The sequence below is a fragment of the Moritella sp. genome (genome assembly GCF_013215705.1).
In the GTDB taxonomy this organism is placed as follows: domain Bacteria; phylum Pseudomonadota; class Gammaproteobacteria; order Enterobacterales; family Moritellaceae; genus Moritella.
The window spans coordinates 36,376-60,194 of the sequence record NZ_JABSQR010000021.1; the positions used below are offsets into that span (position 1 = coordinate 36,376).

Annotated in this window: 18 protein-coding genes; 1 reads left to right on the top strand and 17 read right to left on the bottom strand. The window is 39.1% G+C overall.

Translation table 11 applies throughout. The features are described from left to right. Window positions 1–128 precede the first annotated feature (128 nt). The 5 genes from HRT96_RS14460 to torS all read right to left on the bottom strand — a co-directional run bounded on the left by HRT96_RS14460 (window position 129) and on the right by torS (window position 11,162). Window positions 129–2,519, bottom strand: a complete 2,391-nt coding sequence (locus tag HRT96_RS14460; RefSeq protein WP_293158067.1) for an AAA family ATPase — start codon at window positions 2,517–2,519, stop codon at window positions 129–131. Then, window positions 2,512–3,267: an ABC-three component system middle component 1 gene (locus tag HRT96_RS14465; protein WP_293158070.1), complete on the bottom strand. Its 756-nt coding sequence runs from the start codon at window positions 3,265–3,267 to the stop codon at window positions 2,512–2,514. The genes HRT96_RS14460 and HRT96_RS14465 overlap by 8 nt, the downstream gene beginning before the upstream one ends. Next, window positions 3,260–4,903 (bottom strand): ABC-three component system protein, encoded by a 1,644-nt coding sequence (locus tag HRT96_RS14470; RefSeq protein WP_293158073.1) that lies wholly within the window; start codon window positions 4,901–4,903, stop codon window positions 3,260–3,262. The genes HRT96_RS14465 and HRT96_RS14470 overlap by 8 nt, the downstream gene beginning before the upstream one ends. Window positions 4,904–5,301: 398 nt before the next feature. After that, complete coding sequence (locus HRT96_RS14475) at window positions 5,302–7,953, bottom strand: molybdopterin-dependent oxidoreductase (protein ID WP_293158076.1); 2,652 nt, start codon at window positions 7,951–7,953, stop codon at window positions 5,302–5,304. A 254-nt stretch (window positions 7,954–8,207) separates the two neighbouring features. Further along, a complete protein-coding gene (gene torS / locus HRT96_RS14480) occupies window positions 8,208–11,162 on the bottom strand; it encodes a TMAO reductase system sensor histidine kinase/response regulator TorS (protein ID WP_293158079.1) in 2,955 nt (984 codons plus the stop codon). A gap of 149 nt (window positions 11,163–11,311) precedes the next feature. Between torS and torT the strand changes: the two genes are divergently transcribed. Then, window positions 11,312–12,325, top strand: a complete 1,014-nt coding sequence (torT, locus tag HRT96_RS14485) for a TMAO reductase system periplasmic protein TorT (protein ID WP_293158082.1) — start codon at window positions 11,312–11,314, stop codon at window positions 12,323–12,325. 76 nt (window positions 12,326–12,401) lie between these two features. Here the strand turns inward: torT and torR are convergent, their stop codons facing one another. The 12 genes from torR to HRT96_RS14545 all read right to left on the bottom strand — a co-directional run bounded on the left by torR (window position 12,402) and on the right by HRT96_RS14545 (window position 23,788). After that, window positions 12,402–13,157 (bottom strand): two-component system response regulator TorR, encoded by a 756-nt coding sequence (torR, locus tag HRT96_RS14490; protein ID WP_293158085.1) that lies wholly within the window; start codon window positions 13,155–13,157, stop codon window positions 12,402–12,404. Between the two features lie 216 nt (window positions 13,158–13,373). Next, window positions 13,374–13,988, bottom strand: coding sequence for a flavin reductase family protein (locus tag HRT96_RS14495; protein WP_293158088.1), 615 nt, complete (start codon window positions 13,986–13,988; stop codon window positions 13,374–13,376). Window positions 13,989–14,060: 72 nt separating this feature from the next. Beyond that, entirely contained in the window at window positions 14,061–15,260 is a 1,200-nt protein-coding gene (locus HRT96_RS14500) for a methyl-accepting chemotaxis protein (protein WP_293158190.1), read from the bottom strand. A gap of 248 nt (window positions 15,261–15,508) precedes the next feature. Beyond that, window positions 15,509–17,152 (bottom strand): pyridoxal-dependent decarboxylase, encoded by a 1,644-nt coding sequence (locus HRT96_RS14505; protein ID WP_293158091.1) that lies wholly within the window; start codon window positions 17,150–17,152, stop codon window positions 15,509–15,511. 321 nt (window positions 17,153–17,473) lie between these two features. Continuing rightward, complete coding sequence (locus HRT96_RS14510) at window positions 17,474–18,343, bottom strand: MYG1 family protein (protein WP_293158094.1); 870 nt, start codon at window positions 18,341–18,343, stop codon at window positions 17,474–17,476. A 193-nt stretch (window positions 18,344–18,536) separates the two neighbouring features. Beyond that, on the bottom strand, window positions 18,537–18,977 hold the full coding sequence (locus HRT96_RS14515) for a DUF411 domain-containing protein (protein ID WP_293158097.1): 441 nt from the start codon (window positions 18,975–18,977) through the stop codon (window positions 18,537–18,539). 25 nt (window positions 18,978–19,002) lie between these two features. Next, entirely contained in the window at window positions 19,003–19,551 is a 549-nt protein-coding gene (locus tag HRT96_RS14520) for a hypothetical protein (RefSeq protein ID WP_293158100.1), read from the bottom strand. Window positions 19,552–19,702: 151 nt separating this feature from the next. After that, entirely contained in the window at window positions 19,703–20,074 is a 372-nt protein-coding gene (locus tag HRT96_RS14525; protein ID WP_293158102.1) for a hypothetical protein, read from the bottom strand. Between the two features lie 90 nt (window positions 20,075–20,164). Beyond that, on the bottom strand, window positions 20,165–22,069 hold the full coding sequence (locus HRT96_RS14530) for an EAL domain-containing protein (RefSeq protein WP_293158103.1): 1,905 nt from the start codon (window positions 22,067–22,069) through the stop codon (window positions 20,165–20,167). Continuing rightward, a complete protein-coding gene (locus HRT96_RS14535; protein WP_293158105.1) occupies window positions 22,069–22,524 on the bottom strand; it encodes a hypothetical protein in 456 nt (151 codons plus the stop codon). The genes HRT96_RS14530 and HRT96_RS14535 overlap by 1 nt, the downstream gene beginning before the upstream one ends. A 333-nt stretch (window positions 22,525–22,857) precedes the next feature. After that, on the bottom strand, window positions 22,858–23,496 hold the full coding sequence (locus tag HRT96_RS14540; protein WP_293158107.1) for a LysE family translocator: 639 nt from the start codon (window positions 23,494–23,496) through the stop codon (window positions 22,858–22,860). 109 nt (window positions 23,497–23,605) lie between these two features. Further along, window positions 23,606–23,788 (bottom strand): DsbA family protein, encoded by a 183-nt coding sequence (locus HRT96_RS14545; RefSeq protein ID WP_366051161.1) that lies wholly within the window; start codon window positions 23,786–23,788, stop codon window positions 23,606–23,608. Between the last annotated feature and the right edge of the window lie 31 nt (window positions 23,789–23,819).

Here is a 23,819-nt window from a genome sequence, read left to right on the forward strand (position 1 = left end):
GTACAGTAATTTTGGCCACCTAACTAGAGACAAGATCACATATCCAAAAGGTGAAAAATAATATCACTACAACTTCACCTCCGGAGTAACAAAGGAAAATTAACTTCATTTTCCTTTGTTACTTACAGCTACGCTTCTAATCGTTTCTTCTTCATATTTATAGGTAAAGACTTTAGACCCGCTTCGCTGTATTTATAATGAAAGTAATTAGCGACTTTACTTTCATGAGTGGATAATAATACTTGCATATCAGGGAACTCATATCTCATCATCTGAACAAACGAAGCCATATTAACTTCGTCCATGGTTTGTACTGGATCATCAATCATCAAAGTTGAGAGCTTTGATGGGTAAACTTTATTCATCGCCAGCATAAATGAAATAACAACACCTGCAAGCTGTCCTGAACTCATTGTATTCCACGCATCATGACTATCATTGGGAGTAGCACTAAACTGCATAAATCCCTTAGCATTATTCGTTTCTGGGGTAATTAAAAAGATACCACTACCTTCAGGTCTAGATTGTAATATTTTAGAACTATAAACAAAAAGCGGTATGGCAATATGTTTAGCTACATCTTTTTCATACGCTTTAATTTCATATTTATATTTCTTACTAAGATCCATTATCTCAGTTCGTTTTACCGTTAATTTCCTAAGTTTTTCTTTTAGATCTGAAATTATTATCTCTTTAGCTTTATACGATGTAGAATTTTGTTGCACCATTAACCGAGATAGTAATGTTAAGTCCTTACTAATATCGTTTGAATTAATAGACAATTTATCATTCTCATCAAATGCTAAGTTAAGAGTTTTAAAATCATGAACAAAAGTTAAGTACGTTTTGGGCACTTCATCTAAGTATAAGTGTATATGACTGTTGATAAATGTAATCAGTTGTTCTTTGCTTTCGCTATAATTTTCATTAATTTCAAGTAAAGACTTATCAGTAAATGATGAGCAATCTCCAATATTTGATATAAGCCAATTCTTAACTACAACCATACGTTCAAATTCAAGTTTCTCAATATTTTTTATCTTCTTCAAATTTTCAAAATCAAAGTGTATGTATTTATCATACTTAGTCACAAATAGCCTCATTTTCGAAACCAAAGGGATCACAAGTCTTTTTATAAGATTTTTAGTAACAACCGTTAATGACTTACCATTTTCACCTAACTGCCCTTCAAAAAATGTTGTTTGTACATTATATTCATCGAGTAAATCTTGCAGTTTTGGTTTTAAATCACCGCATAACGGACAAGGTACATTTAGATACTCTGTAGTATCATCATGACCAAGATGCTCTCTGTAATTGGATAATAAATTATCGCGGTTTTCATTAATTTTAATTAATAATGAACTTAATGAACCATTAGTCTTTGATAAACTATCAAAAGCTATTACATCTGAAGCAGATTTATCATATTGTGTTGGGAAGTACCCTTTATATTTATTTAAAATATCTTCATTAAGGGTATTTGGCTCATCGTCATAAAGTTTTATTAACTCATTATAAATATTCGCTTTCTTATTTGCACTTTTCCAAACCGAGTAATGTTTAGTCAACTTTACTATTTCATCATAACTATCAACGACACCAAACTTCATATAACTATCAAGTTGAGTTGTAGGATCTATTGTAATTTGTTTAATAAGGTGATTGAATTTGATACTTTCAAAATATAAAGGGTTTTTTAAAACCCAGTCAACGCCTTTTAAATTATTTCTGTATGCTTCAAGTTGTTCAACAGTGTTAGATGATAAATCACTGAAAATAGAAAGTTTTCCACTTCCTAAATTATTTTCTTTATCATTTTCGTCAATGGTCGGTTTCGATAACTGGGCTAAATCTAATTCAGCGTTAGTGAAAACAGGAGTATAAAAATAAATTTTTTCTTTTAATTTTTCCGAAAGTAAATCTAACTTAGTTACCTTATCTGTTTCTTTTGTTGTACCAAATAAGTGGCTTATTTTATTATGTCGCGTGCTTTCATCAAGTTTTAAAAAATGGCATGTTTCCTCTTGTTGGATATAATTAAATAAGGTAAACGTTGAATCTAGTTTTTCATTTTCTAAAAGATTTTGTAAACCATCTACATCTAATTGTGTTTTTCTAATATTATTACTAGTGACATCATCCGGCCACTGTTCAGATTCAAAACGTTTGATAACATTTTTGTAATCAGAAACCCTCCCTTCAGCCCCTGAAATATCTGCAGGTATATATATGCCGATGACTAAAGATGTTTCATCATTATTCAGCAGTTCCAAGTGAATCGTGGTTTGCTTTCCGTTATCACCTTTAAGAATATGATCCTTTTTAACTTTGGTGTCAGTTTGCTTGATTCGAGAAATCTCACCTGTGAAACACAATTCAACAGCATCAAATATTGTCGTTTTACCAAAACCGTTAGGGCCATCAAAAAGAATTAAATCATTACCGGTAAAGTCAAAATAAACTGGTTCGATAAAAGATTTAAAATTTTCGATCCGCATTCGTCCTAATTTAATCATCAACATTTTCCTTTACTATTTCGGCAAACCAATCGTCTAACTTATTTATATCAAGAGCTAATAATTCATCACAGTTTACTCGCTGTAGTTCTGATAATTTACTGTCTATTTTTTGTTGTAAATTTTCCTGACTAGATTCCTTAACCAGTAACGTTAAGAACGGAAGTTTTTCATAGAGCTTCGCTACAAAAGAATATTCAATTCCTTTATCAGTCACCCCTAATCGCTCAGAGTTAGTAAACTCATTAAATCGTCCAGTATCTGAGATCAAGTGTTGAACATAAGGGATATAGTTGTCTTTGTGTTCATCAAAACAACTTGTAATAATTGGAAGTTCTTTTGTAGATATTGATAAGACTTGTTTCTTAAAAAAATATGGATCTTCTTCAATCAAAATAGCCTGTTTCATCACATCATTTTTTACACTATCGTCATAATAACTCACAATAATTAAGGTTGCATTTTTATCAAATGAAGATGATATCTTTACTTTATCACTATTTATTTGTTCAAATTTATCGGTGCCATTTTTAATTAATGAAGCTAATTTTATTTGAATATCGTTAGTAACATAAGGAAGTAATTTTTCAGGAACGTTGAGATAGATGAAGTAATCGCCTTGCCGTTTATGGGCGATATATATTTCAGTTGAAAAATCATAATCTTCCTCAACGTATTCAATTTTTGCTAAAGAAAATGCTGATTCAATGAAAATACATGCCATCAGCTTATCAAATAAGTTATCCATTAATTTCTCCTAATGCTTTACGACTGTCCATGAAGCTAACTTCCTTTTTTTCGGTTATTTTATCTGACTCTTTTACTGCTGAATTTGCCTGTTCATAACTTTCGACTTCAGTTATTTTTTCTATTCCAGCTGAAATTACATCTTGAGAGTCCGTGGAATTCACGACAATGTAATCAACATTTGCATGAATTAACGATTGGTTGCTATGATTGTCGGCTAATCCTTTCCTGACAGTATTAATTTCTCTATCTTTCCGTCTTTCTCTTGAAAAATTAAAGTCAATACAACTAGGTTGATATTCAAAAGTATTGTTTTGACAACTAAGTGTTAATTTCCCTGATGGCTTACTCACCTCTTGAATGAAATCTAGAAAGATACTTTTAATTTTTTTTGGCTCTGATATCGCATCATAAAACTCTCGAGTATTAAAACTCAGTATTTCGTGTGGGTATATTTGCCTTAAGAAGCTAACACAGTCATCTGGAAAATAATCATCTACGATATTTATCCGTACTGACTCCAGCCTTGTAATAAACTGATTATATTCCTCAACATCTATATCAGAAGTTGAATACTTCATATCTTCATAAAGCTCTTCTAGCTGTTCTTTGTAGGCTTTTTCAAAGTTTTCTCGACAAACTAAATTCCAATAAACATTATCTTGAACTCGATAGATTTTTTTTAACTCGCAAACAATTTCCTTAAAATAGATACTTGGCTTAGTTCGTTGCAAATAAGGAAGATGAATGTCTCGCTTATCTCTGATATGCTGATGTCTTGTTACTAAATTCTTGTCAATCAATGCACATAAAGCCGTTTTATATAATTTAACGTCTGCTTCTGAAAAAGTTGTTCTTAGATGAAATAACGCTAAAAGATCACCGATTTGCCTATCTAGCTCAATATTAAGCGCATCATCGGATAATGCTAAATTGTAGGCTGTGGGATTATCAAAGCTAAGAAAGATCTGTTGACAAGAAAGGCTCTTGGGCTGAGCTAACCCAACAACTAAATGACTGGGTATTCCATTGGTTTGGGAAATAGCTTCTAAAGGTGGGTTAACTATATCTGCAGTATGAAAATAGGTAGTTGATGAGCGAAACGCTTTTTGTGACAACAATTCAAAATCATTAAAGCACTTAGTAATATTGTCACGATACTTAGTGTTAACAGATAGTACATTAACCTTCCAATTACGATCTAGTAATCCATTACCATCAATAAGTTTGTGATCATTTATTTCACTTTTGATATTTGCTTTTAATCTAGCTGTATCACCTGCTACTTTTACCTTAAAAGTAAAGTATTTGAATATATCAGTATCAGACAGCACACCATTCTTCCGATTCAAAATAGTCGTGATTGCTTCAGCATGATCTTTGAACCTATTATCGGCTTTATGTTTGACCTGATGAAGTGATAAGTAATTACTACCCTTCTTAATAGCAAAATCTTCGATCCATTCATATTCAATATGGTGTTCACCAAGAAAAACATTAAAAGAGGGCAGACCTACACCGCATTGAGCTTCATTTAGAATATTTTCCAAGCAAACATAAAGACCAACTTTACCTTGATAATTGTAGCCATTCCAAGAGGGGGTCGCATCATGCAACACGCTTTTAACTGAGTCCACCACTAAAAATTCCTTTAAAATAAAACAGAGTGTAATAACAGGATCATCAATTTACTTTAGCTAGTAATACTATGTTCCATACCGCCAATGTTTAGATAAAAAGATAATCGCCACATATATTACTAATTGAGTATTTTCACTTAATACCATCTCAATTTCAATAAGATAAGTTAACAAATCAATTATGGGTAACAATAAATTTTTAACTAAGAATCCATTAGATTATAAATAATGCAATTTAAGTCATTCGTAATGAGAAAGCGTCCAGATAGCTACAAAAAAAGGAAACCAATTGGCTTCCTTTGTATCATGACAGTGAGGTGAGACTCACTGCGACGTGCATAGTATGGAGGTCGAGACTCCATACTTGTTAAAATCAGCCATTCCTATGTTAAGTGTTAAATAGCGTCTTTCGCATTCTTCATCAAGAAGTCGAGTACTAAGCCCTGCTCTTCTGGGTTTAGACCAGCGCGTGGGAACATACTTTTGGTGATACCTTTCCACTGTAGTTTCGTAAAGTGGGTGGTGTCTTTTGGACCATGACAAACGGTACAACGTTGATAGAAGATCTTTTCACCCGGGCTTAAGTTTTCACTTACTTTAGCTTTCAAGTTTGAAACGCGAGCTAGACCATAAACAATCGCAAATTCGGCTTTAGACTTATCGATGATCGCAGGTTTGGTGTATGCCTGGTTCGGTCCATCAGGATCGGTACATTTCTTCATTCTCACTAACACAGTATTAGCGGTTGTTGCCTGACTCAAGCCACTTGAGGCCTTGTCTGACGTGAGAAAGTTAACCAAACCACTGTTACAACGACCTTTACTGTCAACCGATGGCCAGCAACCTTCATAAATACTGATAACACCTTTCATGATGCGAGCGTCGACACGGGCACCTACTAAAATAGAACCACGCTTGTTGTATACTTCTATCAAGTCGCCATCTTTAATGCCACGACTTGCCGCGTCTTCTGGACTCATTAAGCAAGGTTCACGGCCTTGAATATTGTCGATATCACGAATGCTGGTATTAGCCATTTGTGAGTGTAAACGCATACGAGGGTGCGGGCTTACTACGTGTAATTCATCTTCTTCTGCATTACCTAAGTATTCATGCGGCGGGAAGAAGGTTGGGATTGGCGGGCAATCTGCCAATTTATACTTAGCAAAATCACTCGAGTAAAGTTCAATTTTACCCGATGTCGTTGCTAACGGGTTTTTCACTGGATCGGTATAGAAATCACCATGGCGAACCCACTTGTTGGCTTCCAGTGGTACTTCCATGTGGGCAATACCTTGCTCCCAGAACGCTTTAAACGGCATAGTTGCAGAACTCTTCGCGTACGCGGCTTCAATCATTTGCATCACGGATTGGCCTTGTTCCATGAACTGATATTCAACATTGAACAGGCTAGATAGACGGCGGAAGATCTCGATATCATCTAGGCTCTCTGCCTGCGGTTTAATGATCTGACGCATCGCATAGACTTTATCATTACTGTAAGTACCGCCAGAGGTAATATCGTTACGCTCTACCGTTGTGGTTGCTGGTAATACAATATCTGACCAGCGAGTAGATGCACACCACCACGGGTCTTGGCACACAACGGTATCAACATTTTGCAGTGCTTTGATCAACTTGTTAGTGTCTTGCTGATGCGACATGAAGTTGTTACCCGAGTTATAAATCATTTTTACCAGCGGGTATTTATGGGTTGAACCGTTATGGGTAAACTCGCCACCTGGGTTGTTTAACATTTCGGTAATACGTGATGCAGGGCAGTAAGCTTTAACCAAATTACGACCTTGCGATAAACCAGCAGGCATAGACTTACCAGAAACCGGCATGCCACCACAACCATAGTGCCAGCTGAAACCAACACCTTCACCTGGTTTACCTATGCCACCTAACATGCTTGAAAACGCGATGATTGCCCAATGTTGCATTTCACCGTGATCTTGACGTTGCAGTGACCATGCACCCGCAAACTGGGTTCGGTTATCAGCGAACATTTTTGCTAATTCAATGATTTTAGCTTCTGGAATACCAGTAATCTTAGCTGCCCACTTCGGGGTTTTCTCTTCACTGCCGTCTTGACCTAACAGTGATGGCAAGAATTTTTCGAAACCAACGGTGTACGTATCTAGGTATTTTTCATCATGTAAGTCATTTTTGTACAGGTAATGACACATAGATAAGAACAGTGCCGTATCTGTACCTGGAATGATCTTAACCCACTCACAATCTAATGCTTCATCGGTAATAGTGAACTGTGGGTTAATGGAAACAAACTTAATGCCCTTGTTCTTAATTGCTTCCCAACGTGGGTACATTTGATGATCGGCTACGCGAAATTCAACACGATTATTTTTGAACGGATCACAACCGATCATACAGAATACTTGGGTATTATCGCGTACTTGTTCCCAGGCTGTTTGCGGTGAGTATACTTCCATGTCACCGATGATATGTGGCAGACTGATTTGTGATGCGCCACCTGAGTAATCACCCGATGTTAAGCTACAACCACCAATCATGTTAAAGAAACGGCCTTGTAATACGTTCGGACGGAACACACCAGCATGGCTCCAGCCACCATAAGAACTACTAAAAATACCTTCGTTACCGGCTTTATCAATGGTATCGAGAATAGCTTTAGCCGTTAGACCAAGTGCCACATCCCAAGAAACCCGCACGAACTCTTCTTTACCCCGTAATTCAACTTTGGTATCGCCAGTGCCGTTAGTCATACCGTCTAGATACGACTGACGTACCATAGGATAATTCACCCGAGTTTCGTGGTAAGTTCTGCTTAATACCCCCTCAGTCAGCATTTTAGTTGGCATCGCATCAATGTCTGATAACGTCTGCACACCAATAAGTTTGCCGTCTTTTACCACAGCTTTAAATGCACCGTAATGACTTGCATGTGGGATCAATTCGATATCTTTAGCAAATACGGCCTTGGGACCAAACAACGTCAGCGCTGGTACGGCTCCTGCGGCTGCTAATGAAGATTTCAAGAAACTTCGACGACTAATACTCATAATTTCTGTCCCCCTGAGGATTGTGTAAGTTAAGTACAGTAATACTAAGTTACTGCTTTTTAACCATACAATAATGAAATATTGAGAATGAAACCACCGCATAATATGACTAAATGTGAACAGACATGAAAACATACGAACAGGTTATGAATAGATATCGAGCATCCTTTTCCATTCCTAAAGGGATAGTTTAATGTTTTTTAAATGCCACATAAATTAACCATTGGAAACATAAGGTTATATAGCAACCTTTGTTATTCACTAGATCCATCAGCCGCAGAAAGTTGCATCAAATAATTTTGTAATTGGCCGACAGAATTATTAATTAATAATGCCAATTGTGTTAACTGTGATGCAGATAACACTTTAGTTTTGCAAGACTTTTTAAATGTCATCTCAAGTTGATGACAACGTTCATACAACGCAGTTAAACCTAAACCGACAGCAGCGCCTTTTAATTTATGCAGTAACTTTTCTTGTTGTTCGGCATTGAGCGCAGCAAAATCACTATAATCCGACTGCGTCTGACGACAGAACAACTGCCCCAGCGCTATGATCTTATCTTTTCCCAGATATTGTAGGTCTTGATCAAGCGTTGCAGGGGTGAATAACACCGTGTCCTTGCCTGCCCCTTCAACTTCCTTTCCTACCTCTGACAGTGCCTTGCTCATCTCAGGAGATCCATCACCATCATCTAGACCAACCACATTTACCATTACCTTGGCGATCGTGCTTTTCAGGCGTTTCATTTGTACCGGTTTGGCAATAAAACCATCAAAACCGGAATCGATAAACTTGGTGATATCGTCTTTAAATACATGAGCAGATACCGCAATGGTTTTTAATTGTCGCTGTTTACATTCGGCCATATCTCGCAGTTGAACCGCCAGTTCGACCCCATCAATATCTGGCAGGTTGATATCTAACAGAGCCAGATCAACATCTTGATTTGAGTACAGTGCCAGTGCAGAGGCTCCGTCGCAGGCGCTGTAGACTTGATGGCCTAACTTTTGTACCAGTGCGCAGGCGACATCACGATTGATTTGGTTATCTTCAACAATAAGGATACGAAAACGGCTGTTGGTTTCAACCACATTTGATACGGTAGATAACTGTTCATTAATCAACGCTTGTGGGGCGACCAGCAGTGGGATCTTAAAGTAAAAGCAACTGCCCTGATTCTCAATACTGGTTAACGAAAGCGTACCTTGGATTGCTGACACCAGTCGCCGAGAAATTGCTAAACCCAGTCCTGTGCCTGTGGCACTGCTTAAGTTAGCCACTTGGGTGAAGGCGTCAAATACTGCTTTCTGCTTATCATCGGCAATACCACAACCGGTATCGGTAATACTAAAACTAAGCTGCTCGTCATGTGTCGCAATCGCCAGAGTAACGCTGCCTGAAGTGGTAAATTTTATGGCGTTGTTGACTAAGTTGATGATGATCTGGCGCAGTTTACCTAAGTCGGCAAGTACCCAAATATCAAGTTCATCGGCAAGGTTAAAGGTTAAATTTAGCCCCTTACTCTCTGCCCTCGCCCGCATCAGGTCGATAACGTTATTGCCTAAACGCTGAAGATTGACGGCACGGTTAGAGACTTCGATATGCCCCGCTTCAATTTTGGAATAATCGAGAATATCATTAAGAATATCCAGTAAGTTTTCACCCGAGGTTAGGATAGTCTGGGTATAAGTCTGTTGCTGCGTTGACAGCGGTGTATCTGATAACAGCTCTAATGTTCCTAACATGCCATTCATCGGGGTGCGAATTTCATGACTCATATTGGCCAAAAATACGGACTTGGCGTTGTTGGCATCTTCGGCCTGTTGCTTCGCTTTGGCATGACCGGCGGATTCATTATTGAGTTTTTCATTAATGAGCGTTAGCTGTTCTGTTCGTTGTTTTACCAAGCGTTCTAAATTTTCTTTATGCAGACGTAGTTCTTTTTCAGTTTCAATTTGCGCTTGTTCAAGCTTTTGTTTTTTTAATGCATTGTCGCGGAAAATATCCAGTGCCAGAGCCATTTGCTTTAACTCTTCATCATTAGAAGGCTCGACAGTAATTTCGAGATCGCCTTCGGCAAGCTTTTTAATCACTTGGGTATGTTTGGATAACTTAAATACGATGCCTTGATATACAATCTTCCACATCACGCCAATAATCACGATTAATGACAAGATGGTGGCCAGGATCAGAATATTTTGCGACCATGAAACCAACTTTTGCTGTTGCTGGCTGGCTTGCTGTGCTTGTTGAGTCTGCTTTTCTACCAGCGTACGAATACCTTGGTTAAGTTCACTCAATTGCTTGGAAATATACAAGTGTAAATCATTTTGCTGTTGTTCAAGCTGTAGATAGTCGCTTTGTTGATTGATCAAGGTGGTGAAGGTATTAAGGTTTAATATAGTAGATTGAACACGCGCTAAACGATACGGATCTGTGATTGAGTCTACCAGCTGACGGATGATGTGGATGAGTTCATCCTTTTGTGGTTTTAAACGGGTAAGTTGCTCGACTTGCGAGGTGTTGATAATAAAGTTAGCAATTTGTCCCAGTTCTAAGCTGTATCTTTCCAATGCGGTCATTTTATCTAACAGATTAAGATCTTCATCAATGATAAGATCAAGGTTCTGATAGATAATATTGTTATCCTGATGCTGTTCAATTAAGTCATACAGTCCGCTCAGTCGCACTAAGGCAAAGGTGTGGGCATTGGCAACTTGAGATTCTGATAATTGAAAGATATTACGTACGGCAGTTGTAACCCGAACAAATGAATCTTGGCGCTGCTGTCGTTGCTGAATTTGTAGTTTCGCATTGTCATTGAGCTGACTAATATCTTTAATAATATTGGTTTTTTGTAATACCAATTGACGGATATTACGATTATCAAGTTCAGAGATATCCAAGGCCTGGAATTTTTTGCCAATAGCCAAGTTTAGCTGAATTAATTGTGCATTTATGTTCTGACGATCAATATCACTGCTGGCATTTTTCAGTAACGTGGTTCGGTTGGTTATTTGCAGACTAATATTAGCCAATTCACTGGCGCTGGATAAGCTAGGTAGCGTTTGTTGTGCAATTTGTTCACCTGTATCAGCAATAAGACTTAAGCTATACCAAGACACAGTACTGGTTAAAACCAATAAGCTGGCAACAAAACTAAACGCGAATAACAGTTTGTTTCCTATACTTTGACGAAATCGCAATGTAAGCTCCTATTACTAAAAAAACGGTCATGACTAAAAACAGTTATTACTAAAATAACGCTCATTACCAAATATAACTGATCCAGTGGTACCTGTTTATTGTGACATCTAGTGAGAGATTTATTGTGACATCTATTGAGAGAATTATCGTGAAACCTTTGTTTTTATTCATTACGTTACTGTTCAACTTACCCGCTTGGGCGGCAGCTAACGAGTCACAAGAAACTATTCAATCACAAACCGTTCACTCACAAGACAGGGTTCGACTTTGTGCGGTTTATCCACACTTAAAAGACTCATATTGGTTAAGCATCAATTTTGGCATGACTGAACGTGCAAAACAAAGAGGTATTTCATTAAAAGTGCTGGAAGCTGGCGGTTATCAAAATAGTCAGGAGCAATGGACACAAATTGAACAATGCCTGCAATGGCAAGCCGACGCGATATTAGTCGGGGCGGTATACTATAAACAACTGAGTATCAAACTCGCGGAACTGAATAAAACCGTGCCATTATTTGGTTTGGTTAATGAAGTCACCACCACGAATCTGACTGGTCGCACAGGTGTTTCTTGGTATCAAATGGGCGCAAAACTAGGTCAGTTCCTGAGTAACAAACATCCAAAAACAACCAGTAAAACTAAGTTAAAGCTGGTTTGGTTTCCCGGTCCAAAAGCCGGTGGCGGCAGTGAACAAGCGACCTTGGGCCTGCAAGAGGCGTTGAAAAACAGTGATGTTGAGATCGTTTCAATCAAATATGGCTTTAATAATAAAATGCGTCAGTTTTCATTGTTAAGTGAAACGCTCGCTGAATTTTCTGATCTGGACTATCTGGCTGGTAATGCCGTGATGGCAGAAATGGCCATTGGTGAATTAGTCAAATTAGAGGAACATCAACGTCCGCAAATTTTAAGTCATTACCTCAGCCATGGTGTTTATCGTGGTATCAAGCGTGGCAAAATTCTGATGGCCAATACTGACCAAATGGTATTACAGGGGGCAATGGCAATCGATCAGGCTACTGATTATTTATTAAAGCTAGCAATTATCAAAAATCAGGGGCCTGAAATATTAACACTAACCAAAGAACGGTTAGCCCAATTCCCAACTGAGCAATCGTTGTCACCCAGTTATTTCAAGCCTGTTTATTCGGTTAATCCTTAACATTGTGCTTAGCATTGTCTCTAAACAATGCTAAGAGCAGTGCTTAGAATGAGGTTAAGAACAATTAAGACCGCTGTTAACGCCGCTCCCCTGCAAATAAATAGCCTTCGCCATGAACGGTCACTAAGTATTCCGGATTTTTAGGGTCTGATTCTATTTTGTTACGTAGTCGACGTACTAATACATCTATCGTACGATCATTGGGTGCCTCAACGCGATGGTCGATCAAGCTCAGTAATCGGTCTCGAGATAAAACCAGTTCAGGATGGGCTGTGAAGGCAACTAACATTTCGTATTCCGCTTTAGTCAGTTTTATTTGCTCGCCGTTTTGACACAGTTTTCGCTTAGCTTTATCAAAACTCCAAGAGCCAAAATGAAATAACGCATCGTTTTTTTCATCTTTAATCGCATTTTCTAATTCATTATTGGCCTGAGTGGTCAACGAAATACGCCACAACAGGTTTTTTACTCGTACGAGTAACTCGCGTAATTCAAAAGGCTTGGTAACATAGTCATCCGCGCCCATTTCTAGACCAACAATTTTATCAATGGCATCAATGCGCCCGGTAACCAGAATAATACCGATATTTGACTGACTACGCAGAGTTCGGGTGATCATCAAGCCGTCTTCATCTGGCAAGTTGATATCGAGCATAATAAGATCGATGTGATGATTGGCTAACACGATATTCATTTCTGCTTTACTCGCAGCTTCACTAACTTGGTAACCCTCATGTTGAAAATAACCAACCAGTTTAGCTCGGGTTATCACTTCATCTTCAACAACCAAAATATGCTTATTTTTCAAATTCAATTCCTTAACATTCTGCATTAACTAGCGAAATAACAATAACTCACTAGGTAGTCGATTCACCTGATGTATATCAATATATGAGTACTAAATAGTGGCTGAACACCGACTAATTGCCTTTATGTTATCACAAACAGCTTTTGTACTCCCCCCTGTAAGCTGCAGTTATTTATCTTTGTCGCCATAAGCGCCATCAAAAACCAAATGGCATATAGTTATGCGATGGAATAACCTTAGTTACTCCGGACGTTGAATACTAAATGGGGCTGTAATTGATGCATACTCCCCGCCGCCTAACCGCGCAAGAGGTTTAACTTTATCTGCGGCAATATTCAATCGCTCTTTAGCATCTTGACTGACTACCGTGTCATTGATGTAAAGCTGTTTAACTTCAACAAAGATAAGCGTTTGCGGTATATCACCGAGTTCTTTAATCTCATAAAGCTCGCAACCATAGGCTATGTCGCATTGTGTTAGCCGCGGCAGTGGAAAGTCGTCAAATGCAGATGTGGTTAGTCCGGCATTAGCAAGTTCAGATTCACCGTGCGCTAATGTCGCAGCAGTTTGGGTAACAATCTCAGCTTGATGTTCAGCGGCAATGTGGATGACCATTTTCTTATTCTTAAGCACGTTGGTGAGCGTATCTTTATTGTCACCATTAGGCTTTTTACCAACGGATATCATTAACAAGGCGGGTTTGCTGGATACAGCAGTGAAATAAGAAAACGGCGCTAAATTATAATTCTCATCACCCGAGTCGGTGAGTACCCAAGCAATAGGGCGTGGAATGATAGTTTGTGTCATCAAATGATAACGTTGATTAGCTGATAGGTCGGTAAAATTTAACTGCATGTCACTAACTCCCTGTTAAAGAGAGTATCGTGACATGTTAAGATTTATTCACCTAGGTTTTATTTACCGTCATTAATGTTTATAATTTTCTAAACAGTCATCGAGTTGCACAGAGACTGCAATTAAAGACTCTTTATCTTTATTCAGCGCTGTTAAGCTCGTTAATGATTGCTCTGAAGATTCGCTGAATATGCCTAAACTTGTGGCTAATTGTTGTGAAACACTAATTTGAGACATGGCCGCAGTTGAAATATCATTGGTTTTTCCTGACAAGTCTTGAAAGTAACCGGACATATTATTCATACTGAATTTTATATTCTCCGCATCTTTTAACATCTCTCCAGTACTCGAAATGTTTGATTCAACACTTTTGATTAATTCATTCGATGTTTGATCTAGGTTTTCAATCATTTGATTAATTTCGATTGTCGCCTGCTTAGTACGCTTGGAAAGTTGGCGAACCTCATCAGCAACCACAGCAAATCCTCGACCAGACTCACCAGCACGAGCCGCTTCAATTGCCGCATTTAACGCGAGCAGATTGGTTTGTTCCGAGATGCCAGTGATCACATCAAGCACCTGTTTTACCTTATCCGAGGTTGTTTTTAAGTTATTACCGGCTTCACTCGATTGTTGTATGTCCTTCGTTAGGGAACCAAAGTTATCAACTAAATCAGATATATTTTCATTCATTTCACTCACAGAGTTTTGCGCTAAATCAGCGATGTCTTTTACATTCTCGGCGTTGTCAGATACTTGTGAAATGGCATAACTCATAGACTCCATTGCACTATTACATGCTTGAACTTCACTGTGTTGTTTTTGGATCAGACTTTCATTGGTTGCCACTGTCGATGAAATGTTGCGAGTATTGCTACTCAGCTCATTCACGCTATTGGTTACCGTCGTCACCATGTCAAACAAACTATTAAGTGTCTTATCAATCGCAGCGCCAATGCGACCAAATTCGTCTTGGCCACTCAAACCGATACGTGAATGAATATTACCTTGGTCGATATTGTTCATTACATTTTCAATGTGCTTTAGTAACGGTAAAATATTAGCTTTTACTGCATAAGCAAAAAAATAACAAGTAAAAAGGAACATGACCGCGAGCATTGCAACATTGTTAAACTCTAAATGGCTTGGCATTACAATGTTATTGTTTGCTAAAATATCCGTCACGGACGCATAAAATGATAAAAAAGTAATCGTTGAAATGGTTGCTATATAAGCAGGTAAATACATTTTGTTGAATAGTGATAATTTCATCACTAGTTTATCTGTAAATGTAATTTTAAGTTTTGAAATCATAGATCCTCTAAACAAGCTGTGCATTAATAGACTATATCGGCTAAAAAGCGAAAAACATGACCATTACTTGTACTTTTTGTCGAGGTTTATTGCATCACGATACGCGCAACAAACATTTTCTCTTCAAACTGACGTCGATATAATTTGCAAAGACAAGGTGTGCAGAGACAAATTCGGCACACTAATAGTACTAATACGAGTCTTGCTTATGCATGAATATCTAGGTCAATATCAAGTTTGAGTGACGAACTATCTGCAACCGATACTTTTTGATGTTGTTGAAATAAAACGCCTTCATTAGCTTGCGTCAACAACGTAAAACGGCGCTGACTTTCATCTCCACCAGCATTCGACGTAGTGGACTCATCGAGTCTAACTTGAACACTAAATTTATTATCAGGATAACGCAAAGCACGAGTTTGGACCTCGAGTGTGCCTATCGCTTGCGCAATGTTTTTGATTAACTGTTCGGCCATATCCCAACTAAAGCTTTCTTTGACAACCATACGCATCATATTAACAGTGGGAGCATTGGGGTCCTGAGGGTCTATCGGTGAAGTTGCATCAAGCGGCATCGAGAATGCCGGCACAATCCAGTTATTTTGTTTTAACTTAGCAACCACATCATGCTCATTGTATAAATAATCGTTATCACTCAGACTGTCAGATTGTTGCCCCAGACTCAGCTTAGCGGCACAAGCAGGAAAATAAGCGCCATCATTGACTATTTCCAATACCTTATAATCGCTTAACAAGGCTTCATCATTGCCGTCTTCGATAACGGTCACTCGAATGCGGTTTAGCCCTGCTGATAAATGCTGCGCAATGCCCATTAAGTTTTGGATCACAGAGCAGTAACCATTCTTACCCAGGCGTAAAAAGTTATAGTACTGACCCAATACCATTGAACTGCCCCGCGAAAAGTTCAGGCTATACGTTGACTCATCAAAACCCAGCACGTTGGTGGTGACAAATAAGGCTTTCGGAATATCTTTAATATCTCGCCATAGTGCCCAGCCGATCCCTGGATAAACTAAACCAGATTTATGTCCGGAAACATTGATAGTTTTCACCTGCTCTAAGCTGAAATCCCATTTTAACTCCGCTTGCTGACCGTCACTGTGCTGACGAAATGGTTCGATAAAACCACCACTGGCGGCATCAACGTGGAGTGGAATATCTAATGGTTCAGTCGTGCTATTTTTAAACTTCACTAACACATCATTAATGTCTGACACCGGATCGTTCTGACCTGTGTATGAGGTTCCCATGACAGCAACCACACAAATGATTTGCTTATTACTTACGGCAGTATCATTGGGTGTATTAATACTAATCGTAGGGTTATTTATAACGTCTTCAACTTGAGTTGCTGAAATCGCATAATTATTTTCTTTTGTAATCGGTACCCAAATAATATCTACATCAAAATACTCAGCAAACTTAACCCAAGTAATGTGCACATCAGAGCCTAATACAATACAAGGTCGCTCGGTACTCAGTCCCTGTGCTTTACGTGAATCCATCCAACGACGCTTATGCGATAAGGCACATAACATTAACGCTTCTGACGAACCAACCGCTAGCGTACCCCAGCTGCTTGGCTGATGATCATCTTTGGCTAATTCTTCAGCATCTAACATAGGGGCTGGCGCGTGATATAAGTCGAGTAGTGTTTTCACACAACGTTTCTCGATTTCAGCAGTGCATCCTAAAACCTCGGTTCGGATAAAACGGTATACCGCACGTGGCTCGTGAGAGTTTTCCGGTAGCTTGTTTTTAGGAATGTCTTCATTGAATAGTACTCGGCCATATGTTGGGGTTAAATAGCTGGTGTTATCTTTAGGCATCGTATTTTCTTCCTTGAGTTATATTCATCTTTGGATGTAATAGGCTCTGTTAAATGATCCGTTTGGTATACAGCAGTGCCAAGCAGAGCCGATAGGTCTGACAAAATTAACCAAAACTACAAAAATAGTAGTTACGCGATTAAAAAACGTAGAAAATAAATCGAAAAGTGTGACAGTAAGGTTGAAAACATTATGTTGAAAGTGAAGCTGTTGGTTAAAAACGACAGGAAGGCGATGAGGGGGATGTACATCCGTTATGTATCAATTAAAAAGCAGCCTCTTTAAGGCTGCTTTGTGGGCATTAATCACGTAACAAAAGGTCTATGCTTGCAGTGCCATAGCAGCCATTTTCATCGTGCTTTCAAACGATGCTGCACCTGCAATAAATAAACCATTATGGCAGAACATAGCATCATCAAGGCCAGTCTCGTCTTTAAACGCTTGCTCAGACAAGCCAGCCCATGGTTTAGGCAATGACTTTCTGTCTTCGAATGAACCAAGTTCAACGGGTACCGCTTGAATGATCCATTTACCAGACTGAGATGGGTAAACCATAAATAAAGCTTCAGCGGCTAAATTTAGAACCGTTGTTTTCCACGGCGTATATTGCTCTAATACAATCACTCTTGGATCGTCGGCATTATCAATCGCTTTAGCGACAATATCTTTCGCATTAATGCCACCAGTCGCAGAGGCAATAAAACGCGTTAAAATGCGCGATGCAAAAGCAACCGCTTCATCAAAACATGCATCCAGATCACTGTTTTCTTCCCAAGTAGGGTTAAACATTGAAATAGTTTGGCTAAGGCTAATACCTTGAGCAACACCTTCAACATAACCACAATCAACCGCGTCAATCGTAGACACTAAACCGGCATCCACTGCGTCGGCGATTTCTTGGTTACCTTGGCATATTTCTAAGCCGTATTTCTGCCAAATTAAACCAAATGAAGAATAAGGAATACCATTCTCACGCTCACCCGCACCACCACGTTGGTGATGATCAAAACGACCTGTATCAGGATCATATTCACCACCTACATCGATCACAAGATCAGCTTCGCCAATAATCTCTAAATCACGTGTGCGCACGAGTTTAAAAGCAGGAAAAATATTTTTAAGTGCAGCGATACTGAAAACATCATCTGCATGAAACTTACCGTTGTGAGTTACTATCGTTTTATCATTCATTTGTTTTATGTCATTTTAGAAAGAGATAAGAAGGTTTATACCCAAGCTACTGTTTTGGACTTGCCAATTTTAGACAATATTAATCAGTAACATTATATGGCCGATTCTATACGAAGACAGCTAACAAAAACAGCTGATTTTTTGTGTTAATAGATAGATAGAGCAACACTTGCTGCCCTACCTCGTTATTATCTTAATACTTCGAATATAAACTCAAATTTCCATTTTCATCAAAAGCAATCACGTTAAAATCTTTGTAGTCTTGACCTGGGGCTGCCATGCCTGGCGAGTGCTGTGGCATGCCAGGAGCGGTAAGACCTGATATATCGGTTGGTCGTTCGCTAAGTAAACGCGCAATGTCCTTTTCGGGCACATGCCCTTCAACCATATAACCGTCGACAACTGCCGTGTGGCAAGACTTTAACTGATTCGGCATGCCGAATTTCTTCTTCACAGAACTCCAGTCACGTTGGTGATGCACATTCACTTTATAGCCTTTGTCTTCCATGATGTCTGCCCATTCAACGCAGCAACCACATGATGGAGACTTGTATAACTCAATCGTCGGTTTGGCGAACGCAACAGAAGTAAACGTGAGTGATAATATTGCAATTAGTTTTGTAATTGTTTTCATTTTAAATTCCTTAAATTTGGGTGTATTACTTAATTTCGATTGCTAGCACACTTTGCTTATAGACCAGTTCAATAGTTCCCTTTTTAGGTATCCATTGAACTGCTTTGGTCTCATATGGCTTCATCTCAATAAATGAGGATTGAGCCACAAACGGCAGTGCTACTTTGATTGTCTCTAATCTTTTATTGACCAGAACCAGCTGACTTAGCGCACCCTCTTGTATAGATGCGTTGCTGGGAGCAACCTTGTCATCAATTATCCATTCTACGGATGGTATTTTCCCTAGCTCGATAAGGTATGAAGCAAGTAGTTCTCGCTGCGCTAGATCAAGTGCGTTACTGAGCAACAGCATCGTGGGTTCTTTCTTTAAAGCGCGGTTAAGTTTGTCTATACCTTTGCCTCTGACATCACCGCCAACATTGCCGCCGCCTTGGGCGAACATACCATGGCATGTCGAGCAACCGTATCCACCTGCGGTTCTGAATAAATGTTCTCCCTGCTCAAACAAAGTTTTGCTATCTGCATAGGCAAAATTGATCGAGAAAAGTAGAGAGCAAAATAATAGTATTTTCACTGGTCTCTATAACCCTTTAATTATCAGTTAAAAAACATTCTATTCGATAATATTTCTGATCGTCGATGCTTTCTACAACGAGTAGACATTCACGAAAATAATAGATATATCTCACTCGAATAGGAGTGCGGATGTGAGTATTAGGCTGATATTAAACGATAGGAGGTCGATACAACAGATCGGGTATGGCAAAACTAACTTGGGATGTGTCTCGCTGAATAAGGCTTAACGTGAAAGGCTGACGAGAATTCAAAGGTGACATAGAAATGATGGTATAACTTGTCGTCGCGTTTGGGAAACAACACTGATTTTCAATATTACTTGCTAAAGGATCGCAGCAGTTCCCCTCTGCAGGGGTTGCCATCATACATGCTGTATCGCAATGCATTTCATGTTCGACAGCTTCAGCTTTATATGACCGATTATGAGCAGAAAGAGGGGCATAGACCGTCAGGCTTGAGAGTACAATACTCACGAGCAACAAACAGATCACCTTAATTACATGCGTTGGTATTAGCATCATAAACTCTTCTTACTACATTATGACGAATTATCTATAAGACTGGCTATATTGTCAATATGATTAAGTAATCGATCTGGGCGAGTATCTAGTTCATACCTGATTACGTAGGTACTTCAAGTTCAAACTTTCTTGTAAAATGCATTCAATTTCATTACTTGTGACAGGCTTATAGAACAGATAACCTTGACCATATTCACAACCTTCTAAATAAAGCTCCTCGTAATTGTCGATGACTTCAATCCCCTCAGCCACTACCTGCATACCAAGTCCATGGGCTAGGTTGATAATAGTTCGGATAAAACTCATGTCTCTAGGTGCATTATTCAGTTCTTGGATAAAGATTTTATCAATTTTAAGCTTCTGAAATGGCATTTTCTTGAGATGACTAAGAGAAGAGTAACCCGTTCCAAAATCATCCAACGCCAATTCTACTCCCAGACGACGTAATTTGTGTAGTATGCCTGGTGAGCTCTCAATGTCTTGCATTGTGGTATCTTCAGTTACTTCGATAATCAACTGGTCTGCTGGCAAGCCTGTAATGGATAGCGTACGGCTGACGACACCCACAAGATCATATCGCGTATACATAGCAGGAGAGATATTCACAGATACTTGAATCCATGGTAAACCAGCTTTCCTCCAGCTCATATTTTGAGAACATGCTTTTAATAATACCCATTCATTTAATTTATCCGCTAAACCTGCTTCTTCGGCGATGGAAACGACCTCAAGCGGAAGGATATAACCATATTGTTCATGATGCCATCTCAATAAAGCTTCAACCGAAACGATTCGTTTTGTCTTGAGGCAAATAATGGGTTGGTAAATCTGCTGGAGCTGGTCATGCTCTAATGCTACCTGTAAGCTTTCTGCTAATATTCTATAACGTAGAACGCTATCATTCATTTCTTGCTCAAACAATCGGTAATACGCTTCATCATTGTTTTTGGCACAATACATAGCAGTATCAGCATTGTTCAACAACTTATCAGGATGCTCTGCATCATCAGGAAAAATACTGATACCGATACTAACATCCGAATATATCCGATAGCCGTGAACATTTATTTCACTATTTATCAGCTCGTGAATACGTTGCGCTAACTGGACACATTCATCCGAATTGGTAATGTTTTTCTGAATTATGCCAAATTCATCCCCGCCCAAACGAGCGACGACATCTGACAAGCCAACGCTCTGCGCTAGGCGTGTGGCGACCACCTGAAGCAACGCATCTCCAACTGCATGCCCCAACCGATCATTAATCTCCTTGAATCCATCCATATCGATCATATGGACAGCAGTACGGGAATTGTTACGCCGAGAATGTGCAATGGTTTTTTCCAGATTATTTTGAAAAAAATGGCGGTTTGCTAAGCCGGTCAGGCTATCATGCAATGCTTGCTTGCGGTTAATAGCGCTCTCACGAATTACCAGCAATACGAGAATGCTGCCGCTCAGCAATAAACCGAGCAAAAACATGTTGGCGCCATTCTGAAGACTGTAGATCTGTTTCAGGCCACCCCACGCTCTTTCACCGGAGAAACTATTTACGTTAAACTCTCTCACCTGTGTTTGGAAGGGCTTAAGTTCTTGTACTATCCTTATTGCATTTTGATCACCCATCTTGAGACTCAGTACCTCAGGCTCTAGTTCAACCAAGCGCTGTTTGATATTCTGCAATAACTCAATGGCTCCAGGCTGACTGCGAAATTCGCGGGTTTCCTCTCCTACCGATAATACTCCAACCCTGCTCCAGAGCAGATCGAAACGTCGCTGCAAATCTTCTACTCTCATATCATTTAGCGCAGTTCGCGTTAACGCTTGTATAAACTTGAGCATTTCTAGCTCCAACTCGGAAGCGGCCCAGCCGACTGTTTTCATCGAAACGGTTAGAATATCAGTAACTTGAGTATGGCGTTGAGTGCTAATTATGGAGCTGGCAGCAAACATAATAACGACAAAAGTGAGGATGAAAAGTTTAACTCTATTCATCAATACACCTCCAGACTGTAAAGCTGCCAAATCATATTTTCATGGTAACTGATAGTATCGAGCTCTGCATAATCAGACAGGGGGTAGATAATCCAAATAGGTCCCTTATCACGTACACGCATGAAAACGCCATCAGTTTTTATAGCTAGAAGTATTGGGTAATCCTTGAGTGCTGCCAGATCGATTTTAGTATGGTAATCGTTCAACGCTTTCGCCACTAACTTATGACTCGAAGCCCCCACGTGCGCTAAAAGAGTATTTAATAGTACCCCTTCATAAACATGCTCCCCCTCTGTCCAAGGTGTATGGGTAGTGATCTTGGTTTGGGGTAGTTGTTCCAACATCTGACGGTCAAATTGGGCCTCGCCATTAATATTTGTAGTATCAATATTACCGCTAACAGTGAGGATAACGGCACTTTCTGGTTTAGATAAGTCTGCGGCCATGCTCACCATAGGTGATCCTATTAGCCCAATTAAAAAAAATATCGTCACAATTTTTATACGCAAGTTGTTGGCTCCAAGTCCCTTTAAGGATCATCAATTAGACAATATATTAAAATAATAGTAAAAAAATAGTAGAATGACTTATTTTGCCACTCTATTTCATAAAATATGTTGTTTATTAATAGGTGTAGCTCACAGCTTAAGGGTAAAGTTAGCTTCCCATAACAATGTAGACATCATTTATTGGTTACTGAAGTTTGGTGTGTAGAGGTAGAATAAATTTGGCCTCTGAACTGGGGGGGCGTTATAACACGCCTTCAACGAATCCGAACATGGGAAGAACTAAAGCTTATCAGCTGACAGCAATAATTTCGCGCCTAATAAAATTAGCACAGTGCCCGTCACACCTTCCATCCAATTCATCATTGCACTGCTTTTAAACAATTTTTTGGCTGAATTAATGGCAAAAGCTAAGCTACATTGCCAGATCATGGCGATTAAAAAATGGATACTTGCCATAGTAAACGATTGCACAATCGGTGAATAATTAAGATCGATAAATTGCGGTAAAAACGCGAGATAAAAAATGGCAGTTTTAGGATTAAGTACGTTGGATAGAAAGCCCTCACGCATTGAACGTCTAGAGCTAGATGTTACGTTATCTTCCTCGAGCATAGCGATTTTATTGCTACCTTTGTAGATAGCGCGAAAACTACCAAGGCCTAACCAGATTAGATATGCCGCGCCAACCCATTTTACCAATTGAAAAAGATCAGCCGATTGCAACAAAATAGCTGAGATGCCGAGTGCAGAGAACATGGCATGTACAAACAACCCCGAGCAGATACCGAGGCTGGTCACGCACCCAGCCATAAATCCGGAACGGCTACTATTACGGATCACCAGGGCGGTATCAAGACCTGGTGTTAATGTTAAAATGGTAATCGCGATCAAGAACGCTTCAAAATTTAAAATATGCATCACTTCAACTCTTCAGACAAAATATATTTATAACAAGAAACCAAGGCTTGAGTAAAATAATATTGGCTATTAATTAAAACAATAGACGCACACTGGATGTCCTGCCTTTTTATGTTTCCTGCGTAATTTCCGTTAATACCTGTTTGAAAGTATCAGTAGTTTGTCCACCAGCTATTGAATACTTGTTATTAATAATGAAGGTAGGCACCGAGCTAATGCCCTTTTCTATACTTAGCTTTTGCTCAGCTCGTACTTGTTCAGCATAGGCGTCAGAATCGAGGCCATTTGCAATTCATGCTGTTTACCCTGTTCTTTAGCCCAAG

Coding starts and splice junctions, on each gene's coding strand:
- HRT96_RS14515 (WP_293158097.1), bottom strand. CDS start 18,977: ATGAAAACAATTACAAAACTAATTGCAATATTATCACTCACGTTTACT.
- HRT96_RS14505 (WP_293158091.1), bottom strand. CDS start 17,152: ATGCCTAAAGATAACACCAGCTATTTAACCCCAACATATGGCCGAGTA.
- HRT96_RS14475 (WP_293158076.1), bottom strand. CDS start 7,953: ATGAGTATTAGTCGTCGAAGTTTCTTGAAATCTTCATTAGCAGCCGCA.
- HRT96_RS14500 (WP_293158190.1), bottom strand. CDS start 15,260: ATGAAATTATCACTATTCAACAAAATGTATTTACCTGCTTATATAGCA.
- HRT96_RS14540 (WP_293158107.1), bottom strand. CDS start 23,496: ATGCATATTTTAAATTTTGAAGCGTTCTTGATCGCGATTACCATTTTA.
- HRT96_RS14535 (WP_293158105.1), bottom strand. CDS start 22,524: ATGGTGAGCATGGCCGCAGACTTATCTAAACCAGAAAGTGCCGTTATC.
- HRT96_RS14530 (WP_293158103.1), bottom strand. CDS start 22,069: ATGAATAGAGTTAAACTTTTCATCCTCACTTTTGTCGTTATTATGTTT.
- HRT96_RS14465 (WP_293158070.1), bottom strand. CDS start 3,267: ATGGATAACTTATTTGATAAGCTGATGGCATGTATTTTCATTGAATCA.
- HRT96_RS14510 (WP_293158094.1), bottom strand. CDS start 18,343: ATGAATGATAAAACGATAGTAACTCACAACGGTAAGTTTCATGCAGAT.
- HRT96_RS14460 (WP_293158067.1), bottom strand. CDS start 2,519: ATGATTAAATTAGGACGAATGCGGATCGAAAATTTTAAATCTTTTATC.
- HRT96_RS14525 (WP_293158102.1), bottom strand. CDS start 20,074: ATGATGCTAATACCAACGCATGTAATTAAGGTGATCTGTTTGTTGCTC.
- HRT96_RS14495 (WP_293158088.1), bottom strand. CDS start 13,988: ATGCAGTTAAATTTTACCGACCTATCAGCTAATCAACGTTATCATTTG.
- torR (WP_293158085.1), bottom strand. CDS start 13,157: ATGCAGAATGTTAAGGAATTGAATTTGAAAAATAAGCATATTTTGGTT.